This window comes from Marixanthomonas ophiurae (assembly GCF_003413745.1).
GTDB classification, from domain to species: Bacteria; Bacteroidota; Bacteroidia; order Flavobacteriales; family Flavobacteriaceae; genus Marixanthomonas; species Marixanthomonas ophiurae.
The window spans coordinates 175,975-191,637 of record NZ_QVID01000001.1 but is presented as its reverse complement, the minus strand read 5'-3'; the positions used below and the strand labels follow the sequence as shown (position 1 = coordinate 191,637).

The 15,663-nt window shown below is 37.9% G+C and carries 27 protein-coding genes; 26 read left to right on the top strand and 1 reads right to left on the bottom strand.

Going from position 1 to position 15,663, the window contains the following annotated elements; all coding sequences use genetic code 11:
• Positions 1-36 precede the first annotated feature (36 nt).
• Entirely contained in the window at positions 37-1,650 is a 1,614-nt protein-coding gene (locus DZ858_RS00925; RefSeq protein ID WP_117157698.1) for a BamA/TamA family outer membrane protein, read from the bottom strand.
• A gap of 269 nt (positions 1,651-1,919) precedes the next feature.
• On the opposite strand from DZ858_RS00925, the gene rpsL reads away from it, so the two are divergent.
• From rpsL to secY, 26 genes are read left to right on the top strand one after another with little or no spacing between them, the layout of a single operon-like run.
• Positions 1,920-2,294, top strand: coding sequence for a 30S ribosomal protein S12 (gene rpsL / locus DZ858_RS00920; protein WP_117157697.1), 375 nt, complete (start codon positions 1,920-1,922; stop codon positions 2,292-2,294).
• A gap of 23 nt (positions 2,295-2,317) precedes the next feature.
• Positions 2,318-2,794: a 30S ribosomal protein S7 gene (gene rpsG / locus DZ858_RS00915; RefSeq protein ID WP_117157696.1), complete on the top strand. Its 477-nt coding sequence runs from the start codon at positions 2,318-2,320 to the stop codon at positions 2,792-2,794.
• Positions 2,795-2,799: 5 nt separating this feature from the next.
• Positions 2,800-4,932: an elongation factor G gene (fusA, locus tag DZ858_RS00910; RefSeq protein WP_117157695.1), complete on the top strand. Its 2,133-nt coding sequence runs from the start codon at positions 2,800-2,802 to the stop codon at positions 4,930-4,932.
• Between the two features lie 9 nt (positions 4,933-4,941).
• A complete protein-coding gene (rpsJ, locus tag DZ858_RS00905) occupies positions 4,942-5,247 on the top strand; it encodes a 30S ribosomal protein S10 (protein ID WP_010181931.1) in 306 nt (101 codons plus the stop codon).
• A gap of 40 nt (positions 5,248-5,287) precedes the next feature.
• Positions 5,288-5,422 (top strand): hypothetical protein, encoded by a 135-nt coding sequence (locus DZ858_RS15335; RefSeq protein ID WP_262511337.1) that lies wholly within the window; start codon positions 5,288-5,290, stop codon positions 5,420-5,422.
• 48 nt (positions 5,423-5,470) lie between these two features.
• A complete protein-coding gene (gene rplC, locus DZ858_RS00900) occupies positions 5,471-6,082 on the top strand; it encodes a 50S ribosomal protein L3 (RefSeq protein ID WP_117157694.1) in 612 nt (203 codons plus the stop codon).
• Positions 6,082-6,711, top strand: a complete 630-nt coding sequence (rplD, locus tag DZ858_RS00895) for a 50S ribosomal protein L4 (RefSeq protein WP_117157693.1) — start codon at positions 6,082-6,084, stop codon at positions 6,709-6,711. Before rplC ends, rplD begins: the two co-directional genes overlap by 1 nt.
• Before the next feature lie 7 nt (positions 6,712-6,718).
• A complete protein-coding gene (gene rplW, locus DZ858_RS00890) occupies positions 6,719-7,009 on the top strand; it encodes a 50S ribosomal protein L23 (RefSeq protein ID WP_117157692.1) in 291 nt (96 codons plus the stop codon).
• 29 nt (positions 7,010-7,038) lie between these two features.
• On the top strand, positions 7,039-7,863 hold the full coding sequence (gene rplB, locus DZ858_RS00885) for a 50S ribosomal protein L2 (protein ID WP_117157691.1): 825 nt from the start codon (positions 7,039-7,041) through the stop codon (positions 7,861-7,863).
• A gap of 3 nt (positions 7,864-7,866) precedes the next feature.
• Positions 7,867-8,145, top strand: a complete 279-nt coding sequence (gene rpsS / locus DZ858_RS00880) for a 30S ribosomal protein S19 (protein WP_117157690.1) — start codon at positions 7,867-7,869, stop codon at positions 8,143-8,145.
• A gap of 6 nt (positions 8,146-8,151) precedes the next feature.
• Positions 8,152-8,559, top strand: a complete 408-nt coding sequence (rplV, locus tag DZ858_RS00875; protein ID WP_117157689.1) for a 50S ribosomal protein L22 — start codon at positions 8,152-8,154, stop codon at positions 8,557-8,559.
• Between the two features lie 5 nt (positions 8,560-8,564).
• Positions 8,565-9,278 carry a 30S ribosomal protein S3 gene (rpsC, locus tag DZ858_RS00870; protein ID WP_117157688.1) on the top strand — a complete coding sequence of 238 codons (714 nt, stop codon included), beginning with the start codon at positions 8,565-8,567 and terminating at the stop codon, positions 9,276-9,278.
• A gap of 18 nt (positions 9,279-9,296) precedes the next feature.
• Positions 9,297-9,716 (top strand): 50S ribosomal protein L16, encoded by a 420-nt coding sequence (rplP, locus tag DZ858_RS00865; RefSeq protein ID WP_117157687.1) that lies wholly within the window; start codon positions 9,297-9,299, stop codon positions 9,714-9,716.
• 17 nt (positions 9,717-9,733) lie between these two features.
• Positions 9,734-9,925 carry a 50S ribosomal protein L29 gene (gene rpmC, locus DZ858_RS00860; protein WP_117157686.1) on the top strand — a complete coding sequence of 64 codons (192 nt, stop codon included), beginning with the start codon at positions 9,734-9,736 and terminating at the stop codon, positions 9,923-9,925.
• A 17-nt stretch (positions 9,926-9,942) separates the two neighbouring features.
• Positions 9,943-10,203 carry a 30S ribosomal protein S17 gene (rpsQ, locus tag DZ858_RS00855; protein ID WP_117157685.1) on the top strand — a complete coding sequence of 87 codons (261 nt, stop codon included), beginning with the start codon at positions 9,943-9,945 and terminating at the stop codon, positions 10,201-10,203.
• A gap of 2 nt (positions 10,204-10,205) precedes the next feature.
• Positions 10,206-10,574, top strand: coding sequence for a 50S ribosomal protein L14 (rplN, locus tag DZ858_RS00850; protein WP_117157684.1), 369 nt, complete (start codon positions 10,206-10,208; stop codon positions 10,572-10,574).
• 11 nt (positions 10,575-10,585) lie between these two features.
• Positions 10,586-10,900: a 50S ribosomal protein L24 gene (rplX, locus tag DZ858_RS00845; protein ID WP_117157683.1), complete on the top strand. Its 315-nt coding sequence runs from the start codon at positions 10,586-10,588 to the stop codon at positions 10,898-10,900.
• 2 nt (positions 10,901-10,902) lie between these two features.
• Positions 10,903-11,454 carry a 50S ribosomal protein L5 gene (gene rplE / locus DZ858_RS00840; protein WP_117157682.1) on the top strand — a complete coding sequence of 184 codons (552 nt, stop codon included), beginning with the start codon at positions 10,903-10,905 and terminating at the stop codon, positions 11,452-11,454.
• Between the two features lies 1 nt (position 11,455).
• Positions 11,456-11,725: a 30S ribosomal protein S14 gene (gene rpsN / locus DZ858_RS00835; protein ID WP_117157681.1), complete on the top strand. Its 270-nt coding sequence runs from the start codon at positions 11,456-11,458 to the stop codon at positions 11,723-11,725.
• Between the two features lie 59 nt (positions 11,726-11,784).
• The gene (rpsH, locus tag DZ858_RS00830; RefSeq protein WP_117157680.1) at positions 11,785-12,186 is read left to right on the top strand and encodes a 30S ribosomal protein S8; all 402 of its coding nucleotides are present in this window, start codon (positions 11,785-11,787) and stop codon (positions 12,184-12,186) included.
• A gap of 15 nt (positions 12,187-12,201) precedes the next feature.
• Entirely contained in the window at positions 12,202-12,744 is a 543-nt protein-coding gene (gene rplF / locus DZ858_RS00825) for a 50S ribosomal protein L6 (protein WP_117157679.1), read from the top strand.
• An 11-nt stretch (positions 12,745-12,755) separates the two neighbouring features.
• On the top strand, positions 12,756-13,112 hold the full coding sequence (gene rplR, locus DZ858_RS00820) for a 50S ribosomal protein L18 (RefSeq protein ID WP_117157678.1): 357 nt from the start codon (positions 12,756-12,758) through the stop codon (positions 13,110-13,112).
• Positions 13,113-13,117: 5 nt separating this feature from the next.
• Positions 13,118-13,642, top strand: a complete 525-nt coding sequence (gene rpsE / locus DZ858_RS00815) for a 30S ribosomal protein S5 (RefSeq protein WP_117157677.1) — start codon at positions 13,118-13,120, stop codon at positions 13,640-13,642.
• A 12-nt stretch (positions 13,643-13,654) separates the two neighbouring features.
• Positions 13,655-13,834 carry a 50S ribosomal protein L30 gene (gene rpmD / locus DZ858_RS00810; protein WP_117157676.1) on the top strand — a complete coding sequence of 60 codons (180 nt, stop codon included), beginning with the start codon at positions 13,655-13,657 and terminating at the stop codon, positions 13,832-13,834.
• A 10-nt stretch (positions 13,835-13,844) separates the two neighbouring features.
• Complete coding sequence (gene rplO, locus DZ858_RS00805; protein ID WP_117157675.1) at positions 13,845-14,297, top strand: 50S ribosomal protein L15; 453 nt, start codon at positions 13,845-13,847, stop codon at positions 14,295-14,297.
• A gap of 13 nt (positions 14,298-14,310) precedes the next feature.
• Positions 14,311-15,660 carry a preprotein translocase subunit SecY gene (gene secY / locus DZ858_RS00800; RefSeq protein ID WP_117157674.1) on the top strand — a complete coding sequence of 450 codons (1,350 nt, stop codon included), beginning with the start codon at positions 14,311-14,313 and terminating at the stop codon, positions 15,658-15,660.
• The last annotated feature ends 3 nt before the right edge of the window (positions 15,661-15,663 follow it).

Sequence of the window (15,663 nt, the reverse complement as noted above, 5' to 3'; positions counted from 1 at the left end):
TATTTTAAGATAAAGTGAAGCTATTGTAAGGTTTTCCTAAAATTTTGAAGTTAAGCTTAAGTGAATTTTAGTGTTTGAAAAATTAAAATTTTGATCTTCTGATATGCCGTTGGCAATGTTTAATTTTAAAATTCCAGCCTTGGTTTGTATTCCTAATCCTATGCCAGCACTGTAGAGGTTTTGTTTTATGCCTATCGTTTGATTTTGGAAATAGCCAAAATCAAGAATGCTGTGTATATATAAACCGCTGTTAAAACGGTACCGGTATTCTGTGTTTAGTGTTGAAAGAAGAGAGGCATCAATACTATTTTCGTTAAAGCCTCTAATACTGTTAATACCGCCAAATCTAAATAATTCGTTTGTTATGTATGTTTCGCTAAAAAGAACATCAGTGTTGTTTCTTATAAATATGGAATTATTAAGGTTTAAGTTGAAAATAGTACTTGCTAAAACTGATAGTTTTATTTGATCTTCACTAGTATTTTCTATTTCACGAGACCCTATTTCTGAGTCAAGCGTCAGCTCTGTTTTTATGGGAAATAGAGCATCATCTTGTCGTTTAATAAACGAAGCGCCAGCAATAAAAAAGCGTGAGTTGAAATCTTCTATCGTGCTACCTACTTCAATTTCATCAAGAAGGTTGCTGGATTCATATCCTTTGTAGCCTACATAGGCGTTTGATACTGGATTTATTTGGTAATTAAGTCTAGCCTGCTGCTCTGTAGTGACAAAAGTACTGTCTCGTTTGAATATCTTTAGTTCTCCGCTAATCCCGAATGGCGTTTTAAACAAATAAGGTAGTGTGGCCTTTACTCTAAAGTTCTGTTGGTCGCTCCCATCGGATTTATAATTAATGAGTAGTTGCTCTCCATAATTTAGATTATTATTCAGTTCTAGGTTTAAATAGCCGTTAAATTGAAGTCTTTGAGTATCTTCATCAGTGGCAAAACCTAAAATACCGTCAAAAAGGTTATTGTTTTGTTTTTCAATGTAAAAGTATGCTGTTGTAGTTTCTTTTCTGAATAATACCTCTGGTGCTTTTGTTGTTTTGGCGAACCCAAGGTTGTTGATGGCCGTATTTTGTTCTTTCAGTTTTTCCTTATTGAAAGTTTTATTTGTTTTTATACCAGCATAATATTTCAGGAATGATTTTGGGAATTTTTCATACCCTTTTACCACTAAAGAGTCCAAGGTTCTTTTTTTGCCTGCTTCCATTTTAAGGTTGGCTGACAGAAAGTCGCCTTCAACTCGAAGATCTGTTAACTGTAAAGTGGCAAATGCATTTCCTTTTTCAGTTGAGATGGCGTTTAATTTCTGAAGAGATTGTTCTGCGGTTTCAAAAGTCAGCATGAAATAACTGCCAGTAGTTTTCGTAACAATTCTTTGTAATTCTTTTTTACTGAAATAACCTTCATCATAATATACCTTAATATAAGAATACTTTTTTCCGAAGAAATAATTCGCCAAATAGGTGCTATCGGTTTTTTTGGTCAGGCTTTGTAGCTTACTTTCTATATAGCCCAAGCGCTCTAGTTTTTGCTGTAACGTGTCAACCTCTTTTTTTAAGGAGCTGTAATCTTTGAAAGTTTCAGTAATGGATAGACTGTCCTTTAGGTTTTCTGAAATAGGCTGCTCTGCGGAAACTTCCAAATAAAGGGTTTGCGACAGAAGGGGAGTCGAGCTTATTGTGATTATAATAAGATATAAAAATATGTATGGAAATTTCTTCAAAAAAAATATACTATTGCAGTTGTAAAGCTAACGTTCTATATGGTGTTTTACTATGCAATTTTCAAAATAATAAAAAAAGCACTGAAAATTAAGCTTGTAACGTTTGATTAATTCATTTTAATTTTTACCTTTGCACACCCTTTTAAAAAAGGGTATTTTATATTACATAAGTATAATACATATTTTATATGCCAACAATTTCACAATTAGTACGAAAAGGAAGAACCAAAATAACCAAGAAGAGTAAATCGGCTGCTTTGGATTCGTGCCCTCAAAGAAGAGGGGTTTGTACGCGTGTTTATACTACTACACCTAAAAAACCAAACTCTGCTATGCGTAAAGTAGCAAGGGTAAGGTTAACAAATGGTAAGGAAGTAAACGCATACATCCCTGGAGAAGGTCACAATCTACAAGAGCACTCGATAGTATTGGTTAGAGGTGGAAGGGTAAAAGATTTACCGGGAGTTAGGTATCACATTGTTCGTGGAGCATTAGACACCGCTGGTGTTGAAGGTCGCACACAACGTAGATCTAAGTACGGAGCTAAACGCCCTAAGAAGTAATTAAAAACTTTTAAAAAGAAGACATGAGAAAAAGACAGGCCAAGAAAAGACCACTTTTACCAGATCCAAGGTTTAACGACCAGTTGGTAACACGTTTTGTGAACAACATGATGTGGGATGGAAAAAAGTCGGTGGCTTTTAAAGTGTTTTACGATGCAATTGACATTGTAGAAGAGAAAAAAACAGACGACGAAAAAACAGGATTAGAGCTTTGGAAAGAAGCACTATCTAATGTTATGCCTCACGTAGAGGTGCGTAGCCGTAGAGTTGGTGGGGCAACCTTCCAAATCCCTATGCAAATACGAGCAGACCGTAAAATTTCAACCGCGATGAAGTGGTTGATTTCTTTTTCGCGTAAAAGAAACGAAAAATCAATGCCACAAAAATTAGCGGCGGAGATATTGGCAGCTGCAAAAGAAGAAGGCGCCGCGGTTAAGAAGCGTACTGATACGCATAGAATGGCCGAAGCAAATAAAGCATTCTCACATTTCAGATTCTAAATAAAATGGCACAAAGAGATTTAAAATTTACAAGAAATATAGGTATTGCTGCGCATATTGATGCCGGTAAAACTACAACAACAGAGCGTGTTCTGTATTATACAGGTGTAAGTCACAAAATTGGTGAAGTACATGATGGTGCAGCAACAATGGACTGGATGGAACAAGAGCAGGAGCGAGGTATTACAATTACTTCGGCTGCTACTACTTGTACTTGGAAGTTCCCAATGGAAAATGCAAAAGAACTGCCTGAAACTAAAGATTACCACTTTAATATTATCGATACTCCTGGTCACGTTGACTTTACGGTAGAGGTAAACCGTTCCTTACGTGTGTTAGACGGTTTGGTGTTCTTATTTAGTGCAGTAGATGGTGTTGAGCCACAATCTGAAACTAACTGGAGACTTGCAGACAACTATAAAGTGCCAAGAATTGGTTTTGTAAACAAAATGGACCGTCAAGGGTCTAACTTTTTAGGTGTTTGCCAGCAAGTAAAAGATATGTTGAAGTCGAACGCTGTGCCAATTGTTTTGAACATTGGTGAAGAAGGAGACTTTAAAGGAATTATTGACCTTGTTAAAAACCGTGCTGTAGTTTGGCATGATGAAACACAAGGGTCAACATTCGATGTTATTGAGATTCCTGAAGAATTAAAAGCTGAAGCAAGAAAGTACCGTGCTCTTCTTATTGAAGAAGTAGCTGCGTATGATGAAAACTTGCTTGAGAAATTTATGGAAGATGAAGATTCTATTACTGAAGATGAAGTGCACGCTGCACTTCGTGCTGCTGTAATGGATATGTCTATTATCCCGATGATATGTGGATCTGCCTTTAAAAATAAAGGGGTGCAGTTCTTGTTAGACGCTGTATGTCGTTATTTGCCTTCTCCTATGGATAAAGAAGGTATTATGGGTGTGAATCCAGATACTGAGGAAGAAGAGATTCGTAAGCCAGATGTAACTGCACCATTTGCAGCATTGGCCTTTAAAATTGCTACCGATCCTTTTGTAGGTCGTTTGGCATTTTTCCGAGCATACTCTGGTCGTTTAGATGCAGGTTCGTATGTATTGAACAACCGTTCTGGAAAAAAAGAACGTATTTCTCGTATCTATCAAATGCACTCGAATAAACAAAATGCTATCGATTATATCGAAGCAGGAGATATTGGGGCGGCTGTTGGTTTTAAAGATATTAAAACTGGAGATACGCTTACTGATGAAAAAAATCCAATTGTTTTAGAATCTATGGATTTCCCAGATCCCGTAATTGGTATCGCTGTGGAGCCAAAAACTAAAGCAGATGTAGATAAATTAGGTATGGCATTGGCTAAGTTGGCTGAAGAAGATCCAACATTCCAAGTACGTACTGATGAAGCTTCTGGCCAAACCATCATTTCTGGTATGGGTGAACTTCACTTAGATATTATTGTAGACCGTCTTAGACGTGAGTTTAAAGTAGAGGTGAGCCAAGGACAGCCACAAGTTGAGTACAAAGAAGCGGTTACGCGTAAAGCGGATCACAGAGAAACGTACAAAAAACAATCTGGTGGTCGTGGTAAATTTGCTGACATTGTGTTTACATTAGAGCCAGCAGAAGAAGGAAAAGACGGGTTGGAATTTGTTTCTACTATAAAAGGTGGTAACGTTCCTAAGGAATTTATCCCTTCTATTGAAAAAGGCTTTAAAATGGCTATGCAGAATGGTCCATTGGCTGGATATGAAGTAGAGGCGATGAAAGTTACATTAACAGATGGTTCTTATCACGATGTGGATTCCGATCAACTATCGTTTGAGCTTGCTGCTAAATTAGGATTTAAAAATGCTGCAAAAGCTGCAAAAGCTGTAATAATGGAACCCGTGATGAAATTGGAAGTATTAACTCCAGAAGAAAATATGGGTGATATTGTAGGAGATCTTAACCGTCGCCGTGGGCAAATGAGTAGTATGGGTGACCGTGCAGGTGCCAAAGTTGTTAAGGCTGAAGTGCCACTTTCTGAAATGTTTGGTTATGTAACCACATTAAGAACATTGTCTTCAGGTCGTGCAACTTCAACAATGGAATTTTCACATTACGCTGAAACTCCTTCACATATTTCAGAAGAAGTAATCGCAGCAGCAAAAGGAACCGCTAACGTATAACAGATCAGAATGAGTCAAAAAATCAGAATAAAGCTAAAATCTTACGATCACAATTTAGTGGACAAATCTGCTGAAAAAATCGTAAAGACAGTAAAGAGCACAGGTGCAGTAGTAACAGGTCCAATCCCGTTACCAACTCACAAAAAGATATTTACCGTTCTACGTTCACCACACGTTAACAAGAAGAGTAGGGAGCAATTTCAGTTAAGTTCTTATAAAAGACTATTGGATATCTACAGTTCTTCTTCAAAAACAATTGACGCTTTAATGAAATTAGAGTTGCCAAGTGGTGTAGAAGTAGAAATTAAGGTGTAAGTAAAACATCATCGACAGCTTAATAAGCCCTGTGTGCTTGATGAGCGAAGTCGAAGTAAAAATGTCCTGCGCTCGTAAGCAAGGGAAAAACGGAAAACAAGATAACATTCGGGGTCGAATTTATTTTGGCCCCGTTTGCTTTGAAATAAAAACAATAAACGAAGGAGGGATGTAGGCACCGATGATCTGCATTCTAAAATTCATAATTTTTAATTATATAAATATGTCTGGGTTAATTGGAAAAAAGATAGGGATGACCAGCCTTTTTGACGAGAACGGAAAAAACATTCCGTGTACCGTTATTGAAGCAGGGCCCTGTGTTGTTACCCAAGTCAGAACCGAAGAGGTTGACGGGTACAAAGCCCTTCAACTTGGTTTCGATGACAAAAAGACTGCTAATAAAGCCTCTGAGGGCCATGCTAAGAAAGCTGGAACTGTTGCTAAGCGTCGTGTTGTTGAATTCCAAGGATTTGAAGAGGATTTTAAATTAGGTGACAATGTCACCGTTGAACACTTTGCTGAAGGCGAGTTCGTGGATGTTGCAGGAACAAGCAAGGGTAAAGGATTTCAAGGAGTTGTAAAGCGTCACGGTTTTGCTGGTGTGGGTCAAGCTACGCACGGTCAGCACAACAGGCTAAGAGCTCCTGGTTCTATTGGTGCAGCATCGTATCCTGCGAGAGTTTTCAAAGGGATGCGAATGGGCGGCCAAATGGGAAGTGAAAAAGTGAAAGTACAAAACCTAAAAGTGTTGAAAGTAGTTCCTGAAAAGAATTTACTTGTAGTGAAAGGCTGTGTGCCAGGTCACAAAAATGCTTATGTAACGATTCAGAAATAATGAAGGTAGCAGTATTAGATAAAACCGGAAAAGACACAGGTAGAAAGATAGAGCTTTCTAAGGATGTGTTTGGAATAGAGCCTAGTAAACACGCTGTATATCTTGATGTAAAGCAATATCTTGCCAATCAAAGACAAGGTACGCATAAAGCAAAAGAGCGTGCAGAGATTGTGGGAAGTACCCGCAAAATCAAAAAGCAAAAGGGTACGGGTACCGCTCGTGCTGGTAGTATAAAGTCACCGATTTTTAAAGGTGGAGGTAGAGTATTTGGTCCAAGACCAAGAAACTACTCCTTTAAATTGAATAAAAACCTAAAACGTTTAGCGCGCCGTTCGGCCCTAACAATGAAGGCAAATAATAAGGCGATTGTTGTGATAGAAGACCTGCAAATGGATGCTCCAAAAACAAAAGATTTTACTTCAGTTCTAAAGAGTTTAGGGCTAGAAGATAAAAAATCTTTGTTTGTGTTGGGAGAGTCAAATAATAATGTATATTTGTCGTCTCGCAATTTGAAACGAACTGAAGTTGTAAGTAACTCACAATTAAGTACTTATCAAATAATGAATGCAAACAGTATTGTGCTGTTTGAGGGTTCTTTGGAAGGAATTGAACAAAACTTAAGTAAATAGAAGCAAGATGAATATCTTAATAAAACCTATTATTACGGAAAAAGCTACAAAAGATGCGGAAGATAATAACCGTTACGGATTTGTAGTGAACCCACAGGCGAACAAGGTAGAAATCAAAAAAGCAGTTGAAGCTGCTTATGAAGTTTCTGTTGAAAAAGTTCGCACAATGAATGTCCGCCCGGATCGCCGAACTCGTTATACGAAAACAGGCATCCAGACTGGTAAAACAAATGCTTACAAAAAAGCAATTGTACAGGTGGCGGAAGGTGATACAATAGATTTTTACAGTAATATGTAAGCGTTGGCTTGCATTAAATTAGACAAAACATGTCAGTAAGAAAATTAAAACCTATCACTCCTGGACAGCGATTTAGAGTTGTAAATGGGTATGACGCCATCACAACTGATAAGCCGGAGAAAAGTTTACTTGCTCCGATAAAAAAGTCCGGAGGTAGAAACAGTCAAGGAAAGATGACTATGCGCTATTTAGGTGGTGGTCATAAAAAGAGATATCGAGTAATCGATTTTAAACGCGACAAGCAGGGAGTACCTGCTACTGTTGCAACAATTGAATACGATCCTAACCGTACTGCGTTTATTGCATTAGTTAATTACCAAGATGGTGAAAAACGATATGTAATCGCACAAAACGGTCTTCAGGTAGGGCAAAATATCGTTTCAGGTGAGAAAACTACACCAGATATCGGTAATGCAATGACCCTTGCCAATATTCCTTTAGGTACTATTATTTCCTGTATAGAATTACGCCCTGGCCAAGGAGCTGTTATGGCTCGTAGCGCAGGTGCTTTTGCTCAGCTTATTGCTAGAGAAGGGAAATACGCTACCATTAAATTGCCTTCAGGCGAAATTCGAATGATCTTAACTACTTGTATGGCTACAATTGGAGCTGTGTCTAACAGTGATCACCAACTTATGGTAGGTGGTAAAGCTGGTAGAACAAGATGGTTGGGTAGAAGACCTCGTACAAGGCCAGTGGTGATGAACCCGGTTGATCACCCAATGGGTGGTGGTGAAGGTAAATCTTCTGGAGGACATCCTCGTTCTCGTAAAGGTCTTCCTGCAAAAGGATACAAGACCCGTAAGAGAACTAAAGCAAGTAATAAATACATTATAGAACGTAGAAAGAAATAAGTTATGGCAAGATCGTTAAAAAAAGGACCTTACGTTCACTATAAGTTAGAACTGAAAGTAGAACAGAATGTGGCTTCAAATAAGAAGACCGTGATCAAAACTTGGTCTCGTTCCTCTATGATAACTCCAGATTTTGTTGGTCAAACCATCGCAGTGCATAATGGGCGTCAATTCGTCCCTGTATATGTGACTGAAAATATGGTAGGACATAAATTAGGCGAATTTTCACCTACAAGATCATTCCGTGGTCACGCAGGTGCTAGAAACAAAGGAAAAAAATAATAAGCCATGGGAGTTCGTAAAAGAGAAAGAGCAGAGCAAATCAAGGAAGCAAAGAAAACACAGTACTTTGCTAAATTGAATAATTGCCCTACATCACCAAGAAAAATGCGTTTAGTTGCAGATTTAATCCGTGGTGAAAGGGTAAATAAGGCACTTAATATATTAAGATTTAACAAAAAAGAAGCTTCAGGACGTTTGGAAAAACTATTGCTTTCAGCCATTGCAAATTGGCAAGCAAAAAATGAAGAAGCTTCTGTAGAGGATGCAGATCTTTTTATAAAAGAAATACGCGTAGATAGTGGTACAATGTTGAAGAGACTTCGTCCTGCACCACAAGGTCGCGCGCACAGAATTAGAAAACGTTCCAATCATGTTACAATGATACTTGGAGCTAACGATAACACACAAAGCTAATATAAATGGGACAGAAAACAAATCCAATCGGTAACCGCTTAGGTATCATTAGAGGATGGGAATCCAACTGGTACGGAGGTAACGACTACGGTGATAAATTAGCCGAAGACGATAAGATTAGAAAGTACATTCACGCTCGTTTAAGTAAAGCTAGTGTGTCTAGGGTAATCATTGAGCGTACCCTTAAGCTTGTAACCGTTACCATAACCACCGCACGTCCGGGTATTATTATCGGGAAAGGCGGCCAGGAAGTGGACAAGCTTAAAGAAGAGCTCAAAAAAATTACCGGAAAAGAGGTACAGATTAACATTCACGAGATTAAAAGACCTGAATTAGACGCTCATTTAGTAGGTGCTAGTGTTGCAAGACAAATTGAAAATAGAATTTCATACCGTCGAGCAATAAAAATGGCAATCGCGGCTGCAATGCGAATGAACGCTGAAGGTATTAAAATTGAAATCTCGGGACGATTAAATGGAGCTGAAATGGCTCGTAACGAATCGTACAAAGAAGGTCGTATCCCGCTTTCAACATTTAGAGCAGACATAGACTATGCTTTAGTAGAGGCTCAAACTACCTATGGTAAATTGGGTGTTAAAGTATGGATTATGAAAGGCGAAGTGTATGGAAAAAGAGATCTTTCCCCGTTAGTTGGATTATCCAAAAAAGGAGGAAAAGGTTCCGGACGAGGTGGAAACAAATCACGTCGCAGAAAGTAATTTTTTAAAAAGAAGAACATGTTACAACCTAAAAGAACAAAATACCGTAAACAACAAAAGGGTCGCATGAAAGGCAACGCTGGACGTGGACACCGATTGTCTAACGGTACCTTTGGTATTAAATCTTTAGATTCAAAATTTGTTACAGCTCGTCAAATAGAAGCTGCACGTATTGCCGCTACTCGTTATATGAAAAGAGAAGGTTCTATCTGGATTATGATATTCCCAGATAAGCCAATTACTAAAAAACCTCTTGAAGTACGTATGGGTAAAGGTAAAGGTGCCGTAGAATATTACGCAGCTGTAGTAAAACCTGGTCGAATTATGTTTGAAGTTTCTGGTGTGCCAATGGCAACCGCTAAAGAAGCATTACGTTTGGCAGCACAAAAGCTACCCGTACGAACAAAATTTGTAATGTCTAGAGATTATCAAGAATAATTTTTGAAATTGTCACTATGAAACAATCAGAAATAAAAGAAGCATCAACAGTAGAGTTACAAGAACAACTTGCTGAATCGACTAAGGCATATACAGACCTTAAAATGGCTCATACCATTTCACCGTTGGAAAATCCAATTCAATTAAGAGGGCAGCGCAGAAGCATTGCCAGAATTGCGACCGAACTAACTAAAAGAGAAGTGCAATAACAGTACGAAGCTGAAAGATGGAAATAAAAAGAAACTTAAGAAAAGAACGTATAGGTGTAGTAACCAGTAACAAAATGGAGAAATCCATAGTAGTTGCTGAAACTAAGAAAATGAAACACCCTATGTACGGAAAATTCGTGCTGAAAACGAAGAAATACGTGGCGCACGATGAGACAAACGACTGCAACGAAGGTGATACTGTAAAGATCATGGAAACACGACCTTTAAGTAAAACAAAATGTTGGAGATTAGTAGAAATAATTGAAAGAGCGAAGTAATCATGATACAGCAAGAATCAAGACTTAGAGTAGCAGACAACACCGGTGCTAAGGAAGTACTTACCATCCGTGTGTTAGGCGGTACAAAAAAGAGATATGCTTCCATTGGGGATAAAATTGTAGTTTCAGTAAAAGAAGCTACCCCTAACGGAAACATTAAAAAAGGTGCCGTTTCTACAGCAGTAGTGGTACGTACCGTGAAAGAAGTTAGACGACCAGATGGATCATATATCCGTTTCGACGATAATGCTTGTGTACTTTTAGGCCCTCAAGGGGAAATGAGAGGAACACGTGTTTTCGGTCCTGTAGCCAGAGAGCTTCGTGATAGACAATTTATGAAAATAGTATCATTAGCACCTGAAGTGCTATAATAGATAATAAGATGGCAAAGCTTAAAATAAAATCAGGCGATACAGTAGTAGTTACTGCCGGAGAGCACAAAGGCTCAGAAGGTAAAGTAATGAAGGTGATGCTTGACAAAAACAAAGCAATAGTAGAAGGAGTAAATACGGTAAAGAAACATGAGAAGCCAAGTGCGGCAAATCCTCAAGGTGGAATATCCGAAAAAGAAGCTCCTATTCACATTTCAAACCTATCATTGGTAGATCCTAAAAGTGGAAAAGCAACACGAGTAGGTTATAGAATGGAAGATGGAAAAAAAGTACGATTTGCTAAAAAATCAAATCAAGTATTATAGTTATGGCATATACACCAAGACTTAAAGAAGAGTACAAGAGCAAAGTAGTAAACGCTCTTACAGATGAATTTGGTTACACAAACGTAATGCAAGTTCCAAAACTAGAGCGCATTGTTGTGTCTCGTGGAGTTGGAGCTGCTGTAGCTGATAAAAAATTGATCGAGTATTCCGTAGAAGAATTATCAAAAATCACAGGGCAAAAAGCTGTTGCAACAATTTCGAAGAAAGATGTTGCCACTTTTAAACTTAGAAAAGGAATGCCTATTGGAGCGAAAGTTACCTTACGTGGTGAGCGTATGTATGAGTTTTTAGATAGACTTATAACAAGTGCATTGCCTAACGTACGTGATTTTAACGGAATCAACGCAACTGGTTTTGACGGAAGAGGAAATTATTCATTAGGAATAACAGAACAAATTATCTTCCCAGAAATCAATATCGATAAAATCAAGAAGATTGAAGGTATGAATGTTACCTTTGTAACTTCTGCTGATACCGATAAAGAAGCGAAATCATTACTAACGGAACTAGGAATACCTTTTAAAAAGAACTAAGATGGCTAAAGAATCAATGAAAGCCCGTGAGGTTAAGAGACAAAAAATGGTTAAAAAGTATGCTGAAAAACGCAAAGCTTTAAAAGAAGCTGGCGATTGGGAAGGTCTACAAAAACTACCAAAAAACTCTTCACCAGTACGTTTGCACAACCGTTGTAAATTGACCGGACGACCTAAAGGGTATATGAGACAATTTGGAGTTTCACGTGTAATGTTCCGTGAAATGGCAAACAATGGTTTAATTCCTGGAGTTAGAAAAGCAAGTTGGTAACAACATAAACAGTTAGTAGGTTTGGAAACACCAAAAACCACTATCGTAAATAACTAAAAATGAATATAGATCCAATATCAGATTTTCTAACGAGAGTTAGAAACGCCGTAAAGGCAGGACACCGCGTTGTAGAGATACCCGCATCAAACCTTAAAAAGGAGATTACAAAAATCCTTTTTGACCAAGGGTATATCTTAAGCTATAAATTTGAAGACGATAAAGGACCGCAAGGCACTATCAAAATCGCTTTAAAATATGATAAGCTTACAAAAGATCCGGTAATTAAAAAGATTCAAAGAATTAGTAAACCAGGTTTACGTAAATATGCAAATTCTTCAAATATACCACGTATATTAAATGGACTGGGTATTGCAATCGTTTCTACTTCGCATGGAGTAATGACAGGAAAGCAAGCTCAAGAAAAGAACGTAGGTGGCGAAGTATTGTGCTACGTATACTAAAATAAAGACTAAGAGATGTCAAGAATAGGTAAAAGCCCGGTAGCCATTCCAGATGGTGTAACAGTAGAAATTAAAGATAACGTAGTTACCGTTAAAGGTAAATTAGGTGAGTTGTCTCAAGAATTTTCTGAGATAACAATTAAAGACGAAGATGGAACTATAGTTTTAGAACGTCCTACTGAAGGAAAAGATCACAGAGCAAAACACGGTTTGTACAGAGCTTTAATCAATAATATGATTGAAGGAGTAACAAACGGTTGGACAAAAGAACTAGAATTGGTAGGGGTAGGATACCGTGCCAGTAACCAAGGACAAAAATTGGATTTAGCAATCGGTTTTTCTCACAATATCGTTATGGACATTGCTCCAGAAGTAAAAGTAGAAACCATTTCTGAAAAAGGTAAAAATCCAAAAGTAAAATTAACATCACACGACAAACAACTAGTTGGTCAAGTAGCTGCGAAAATTCGTGGTTTCCGTAAGCCAGAACCTTACAAAGGAAAAGGTGTTAAGTTTGTAGGTGAACAAATAAGAAGAAAAGCAGGTAAATCTGCATAAGATATAACGTTATGGCATTATCAAAAACAGATAGAAGGGAACGTATTCGTTTCAGAATCAGAAAGACTGTTTCAGGAACAGCAGAACGTCCACGTTTGGCTATTTTCCGAAGCAATAAAGAGATCTATGCACAACTTGTTGACGATGTAAATGGAGTTACCATTACTGCTGCATCTTCAAGAGATAAAGATATTGATGCTTCAAAAGTAAATAAAAGTGAAGCTGCAAAATTAGTAGGAAAGGCAATCGCTGAGAAGGCTCAAAAAGCCGGTGTAGAAACCGTAGCATTTGATCGTGGCGGATACCTATATCACGGAAGAGTAAAATCATTAGCTGAAGGCGCTCGCGAAGGCGGTCTTAAATTTTAAGAAATATGTATCAAGATTATAAAAACGTAGAAACAGTAAAACCCGGAGGTCTTGACTTAAAAGACCGTTTGGTAGGTGTACAACGTGTAACTAAAGTAACTAAAGGTGGTAGAGCATTTGGATTCTCAGCTATTGTTGTAGTTGGTGATGAAAATGGCGTAGTAGGTCAAGGCCTTGGTAAATCGAAAGATGTTGCTAGCGCAATCGCAAAGGGTATTGAAGATGCCAAGAAAAACCTGGTACGTATTCCTTTAAATAAAGTAACACTTCCACACGAACAAAAAGGTAAATATGCCGGTGCGCGAGTAAATTTATTACCAGCTGCTCCTGGTACTGGTTTGATCGCCGGTGGTGCGGTACGTGCTGTATTAGAGGCTGTAGGAGTTCACGATGTATTGTCGAAATCTCAAGGATCTTCTAACCCGCATAACGTAGTAAAAGCAACATTTGATGCTTTATTACAATTGCGAAGTGCAGAAACAGTAGCCAAGCAACGTGGTATTACTTTGGAAAAATTGTATAAAGGATAAATACTAAAGAACATGGCAAAAATAAAAGTAACAAAGGTACGCAGCGAGATTAACCGCACGCAAAACCAAAAGAGAACGCTTGAAGCTTTAGGCCTTCGTAAGATGGGTCAAACTGTTGAGCATGATGACACGCCAAATATTCTTGGTATGGTAAATAAAGTGAAACATTTAGTTTCAGTAGAAACTGTTTAAGATATACAAAATGGAATTAAGTAACTTAAAACCTGCAAAAGGTTCAACTCATAAAGACGGGAAACGCGTAGGACGTGGTCAGGCTTCCGGTAAAGGTGGTACTGCAACTCGTGGACACAATGGGGCTAAGTCTCGTTCTGGATATTCCAAGAAACTTGGATTTGAAGGAGGACAAATGCCTATTCAGCGTCGTGTGCCTAAATTTGGGTTTACAAACATCAACCGTAAAGAGTATCAAGGTATAAACATTGATACATTACAACAGTTGGTAGATGACAAAAAAATAAAAGATACTATAGACTTTGAAACTTTAATGAGTTTGGGTCTTGCTGGCAAAAACGAAATGGTGAAGATTTTAGGAAGAGGAGAGTTAAAGGCAAAATTGAAAGTATCTGCTCATAAGTTTACTGCCTCAGCAAAAGAAGCTATTGAAGCTGCTGGTGGTGAAGTAGTAACCCTATAATTTTAAAATAAGGATGAAATTTATTGATACCTTAAAAAACATTTGGAAGATAGAAGAACTTCGTAACAGGATTATGCTTACGTTGGGTCTTCTTTTAGTGTACCGATTTGGTGCACAAGTAGTATTACCAGGAATAGATGCCTCGCAGCTTGCTAGTTTTGCCGGTAATTTTGATTCTGGACTTGGTGGTCTGTTAAATGCATTTACGGGAGGGGCTTTTGCCAATGCTTCTGTTTTTGCGTTGGGTATTATGCCTTATATATCGGCTTCCATTGTGGTTCAATTAATGCAGATAGCAGTTCCTTATCTACAGAAATTACAAAAAGAAGGTGAAAGTGGAAGGAAGAAAATCACACAGATTACTCGTTGGTTAACCATCGGTATTTGTTTGGTGCAAGCTCCTAGTTACTTGGCAGGTCTTCCAGCATTGGGAGTGCCTACTGAAGCGTTTATCTTAGGTCAAACACCTATGTTCTATATCTCTTCAGTAATTATCTTAGTTACTGGTACGATATTTGCGATGTGGTTGGGTGAAAAAATAACCGATAAAGGTGTTGGTAATGGTATCTCTATATTAATTATGGTTGGTATTATAGCAACATTGCCACAATCGTTTGCACAAGAATTTGCTTCTAGAGTTTTAGAATCAAATGGTGGTTTAATTATGATTTTGATTGAATTGGTAATCTGGTTTGTTATTATCCTTGCTTCGGTAATGCTAGTAATGGCAGTGAGAAAAATACCGGTACAGTACGCAAGAAGAACCGCTAGTGGAGGATATGAGAAAAATATTTTTGGTGCACGTCAATTTATTCCGTTAAAGCTTAATGCTTCAGGAGTAATGCCTATTATCTTTGCGCAGGCAATTATGTTTGTGCCTTCTGCTATCGCAAGCATCTCTATGTTTTCAGATAGCAGTGTAGCACAATCAGTACAGGCTGCCTTTAGTGATATATTTGGATTATGGTATAACCTTGTATTTGCAACGTTGATCATTATCTTTACATATTTCTATACGGCCATTACTGTGCCTACAAATAAAATGGCAGACGATCTTAAGCGTAGTGGAGGTTTTATTCCAGGTATTAAACCAGGAGGAGAAACAGGAGAATATTTAGATAGAATTATGTCCCAAATAACCCTTCCAGGATCTGTTTTCTTAGCTTTAATAGCTGTATTTCCAGCTTTTGTTGTTAAGTTTATAGGAATCCAACAAGGATGGGCATTATTTTACGGTGGTACATCACTATTAATTATGGTAGGTGTAGCGATCGATACAATGCAACAAGTTAATTCATATTTGTTAAATCGTCATTATGACGGTTTAATGAAAACAGGTAAAAACAGAAAAGCAGTAGCATAAATT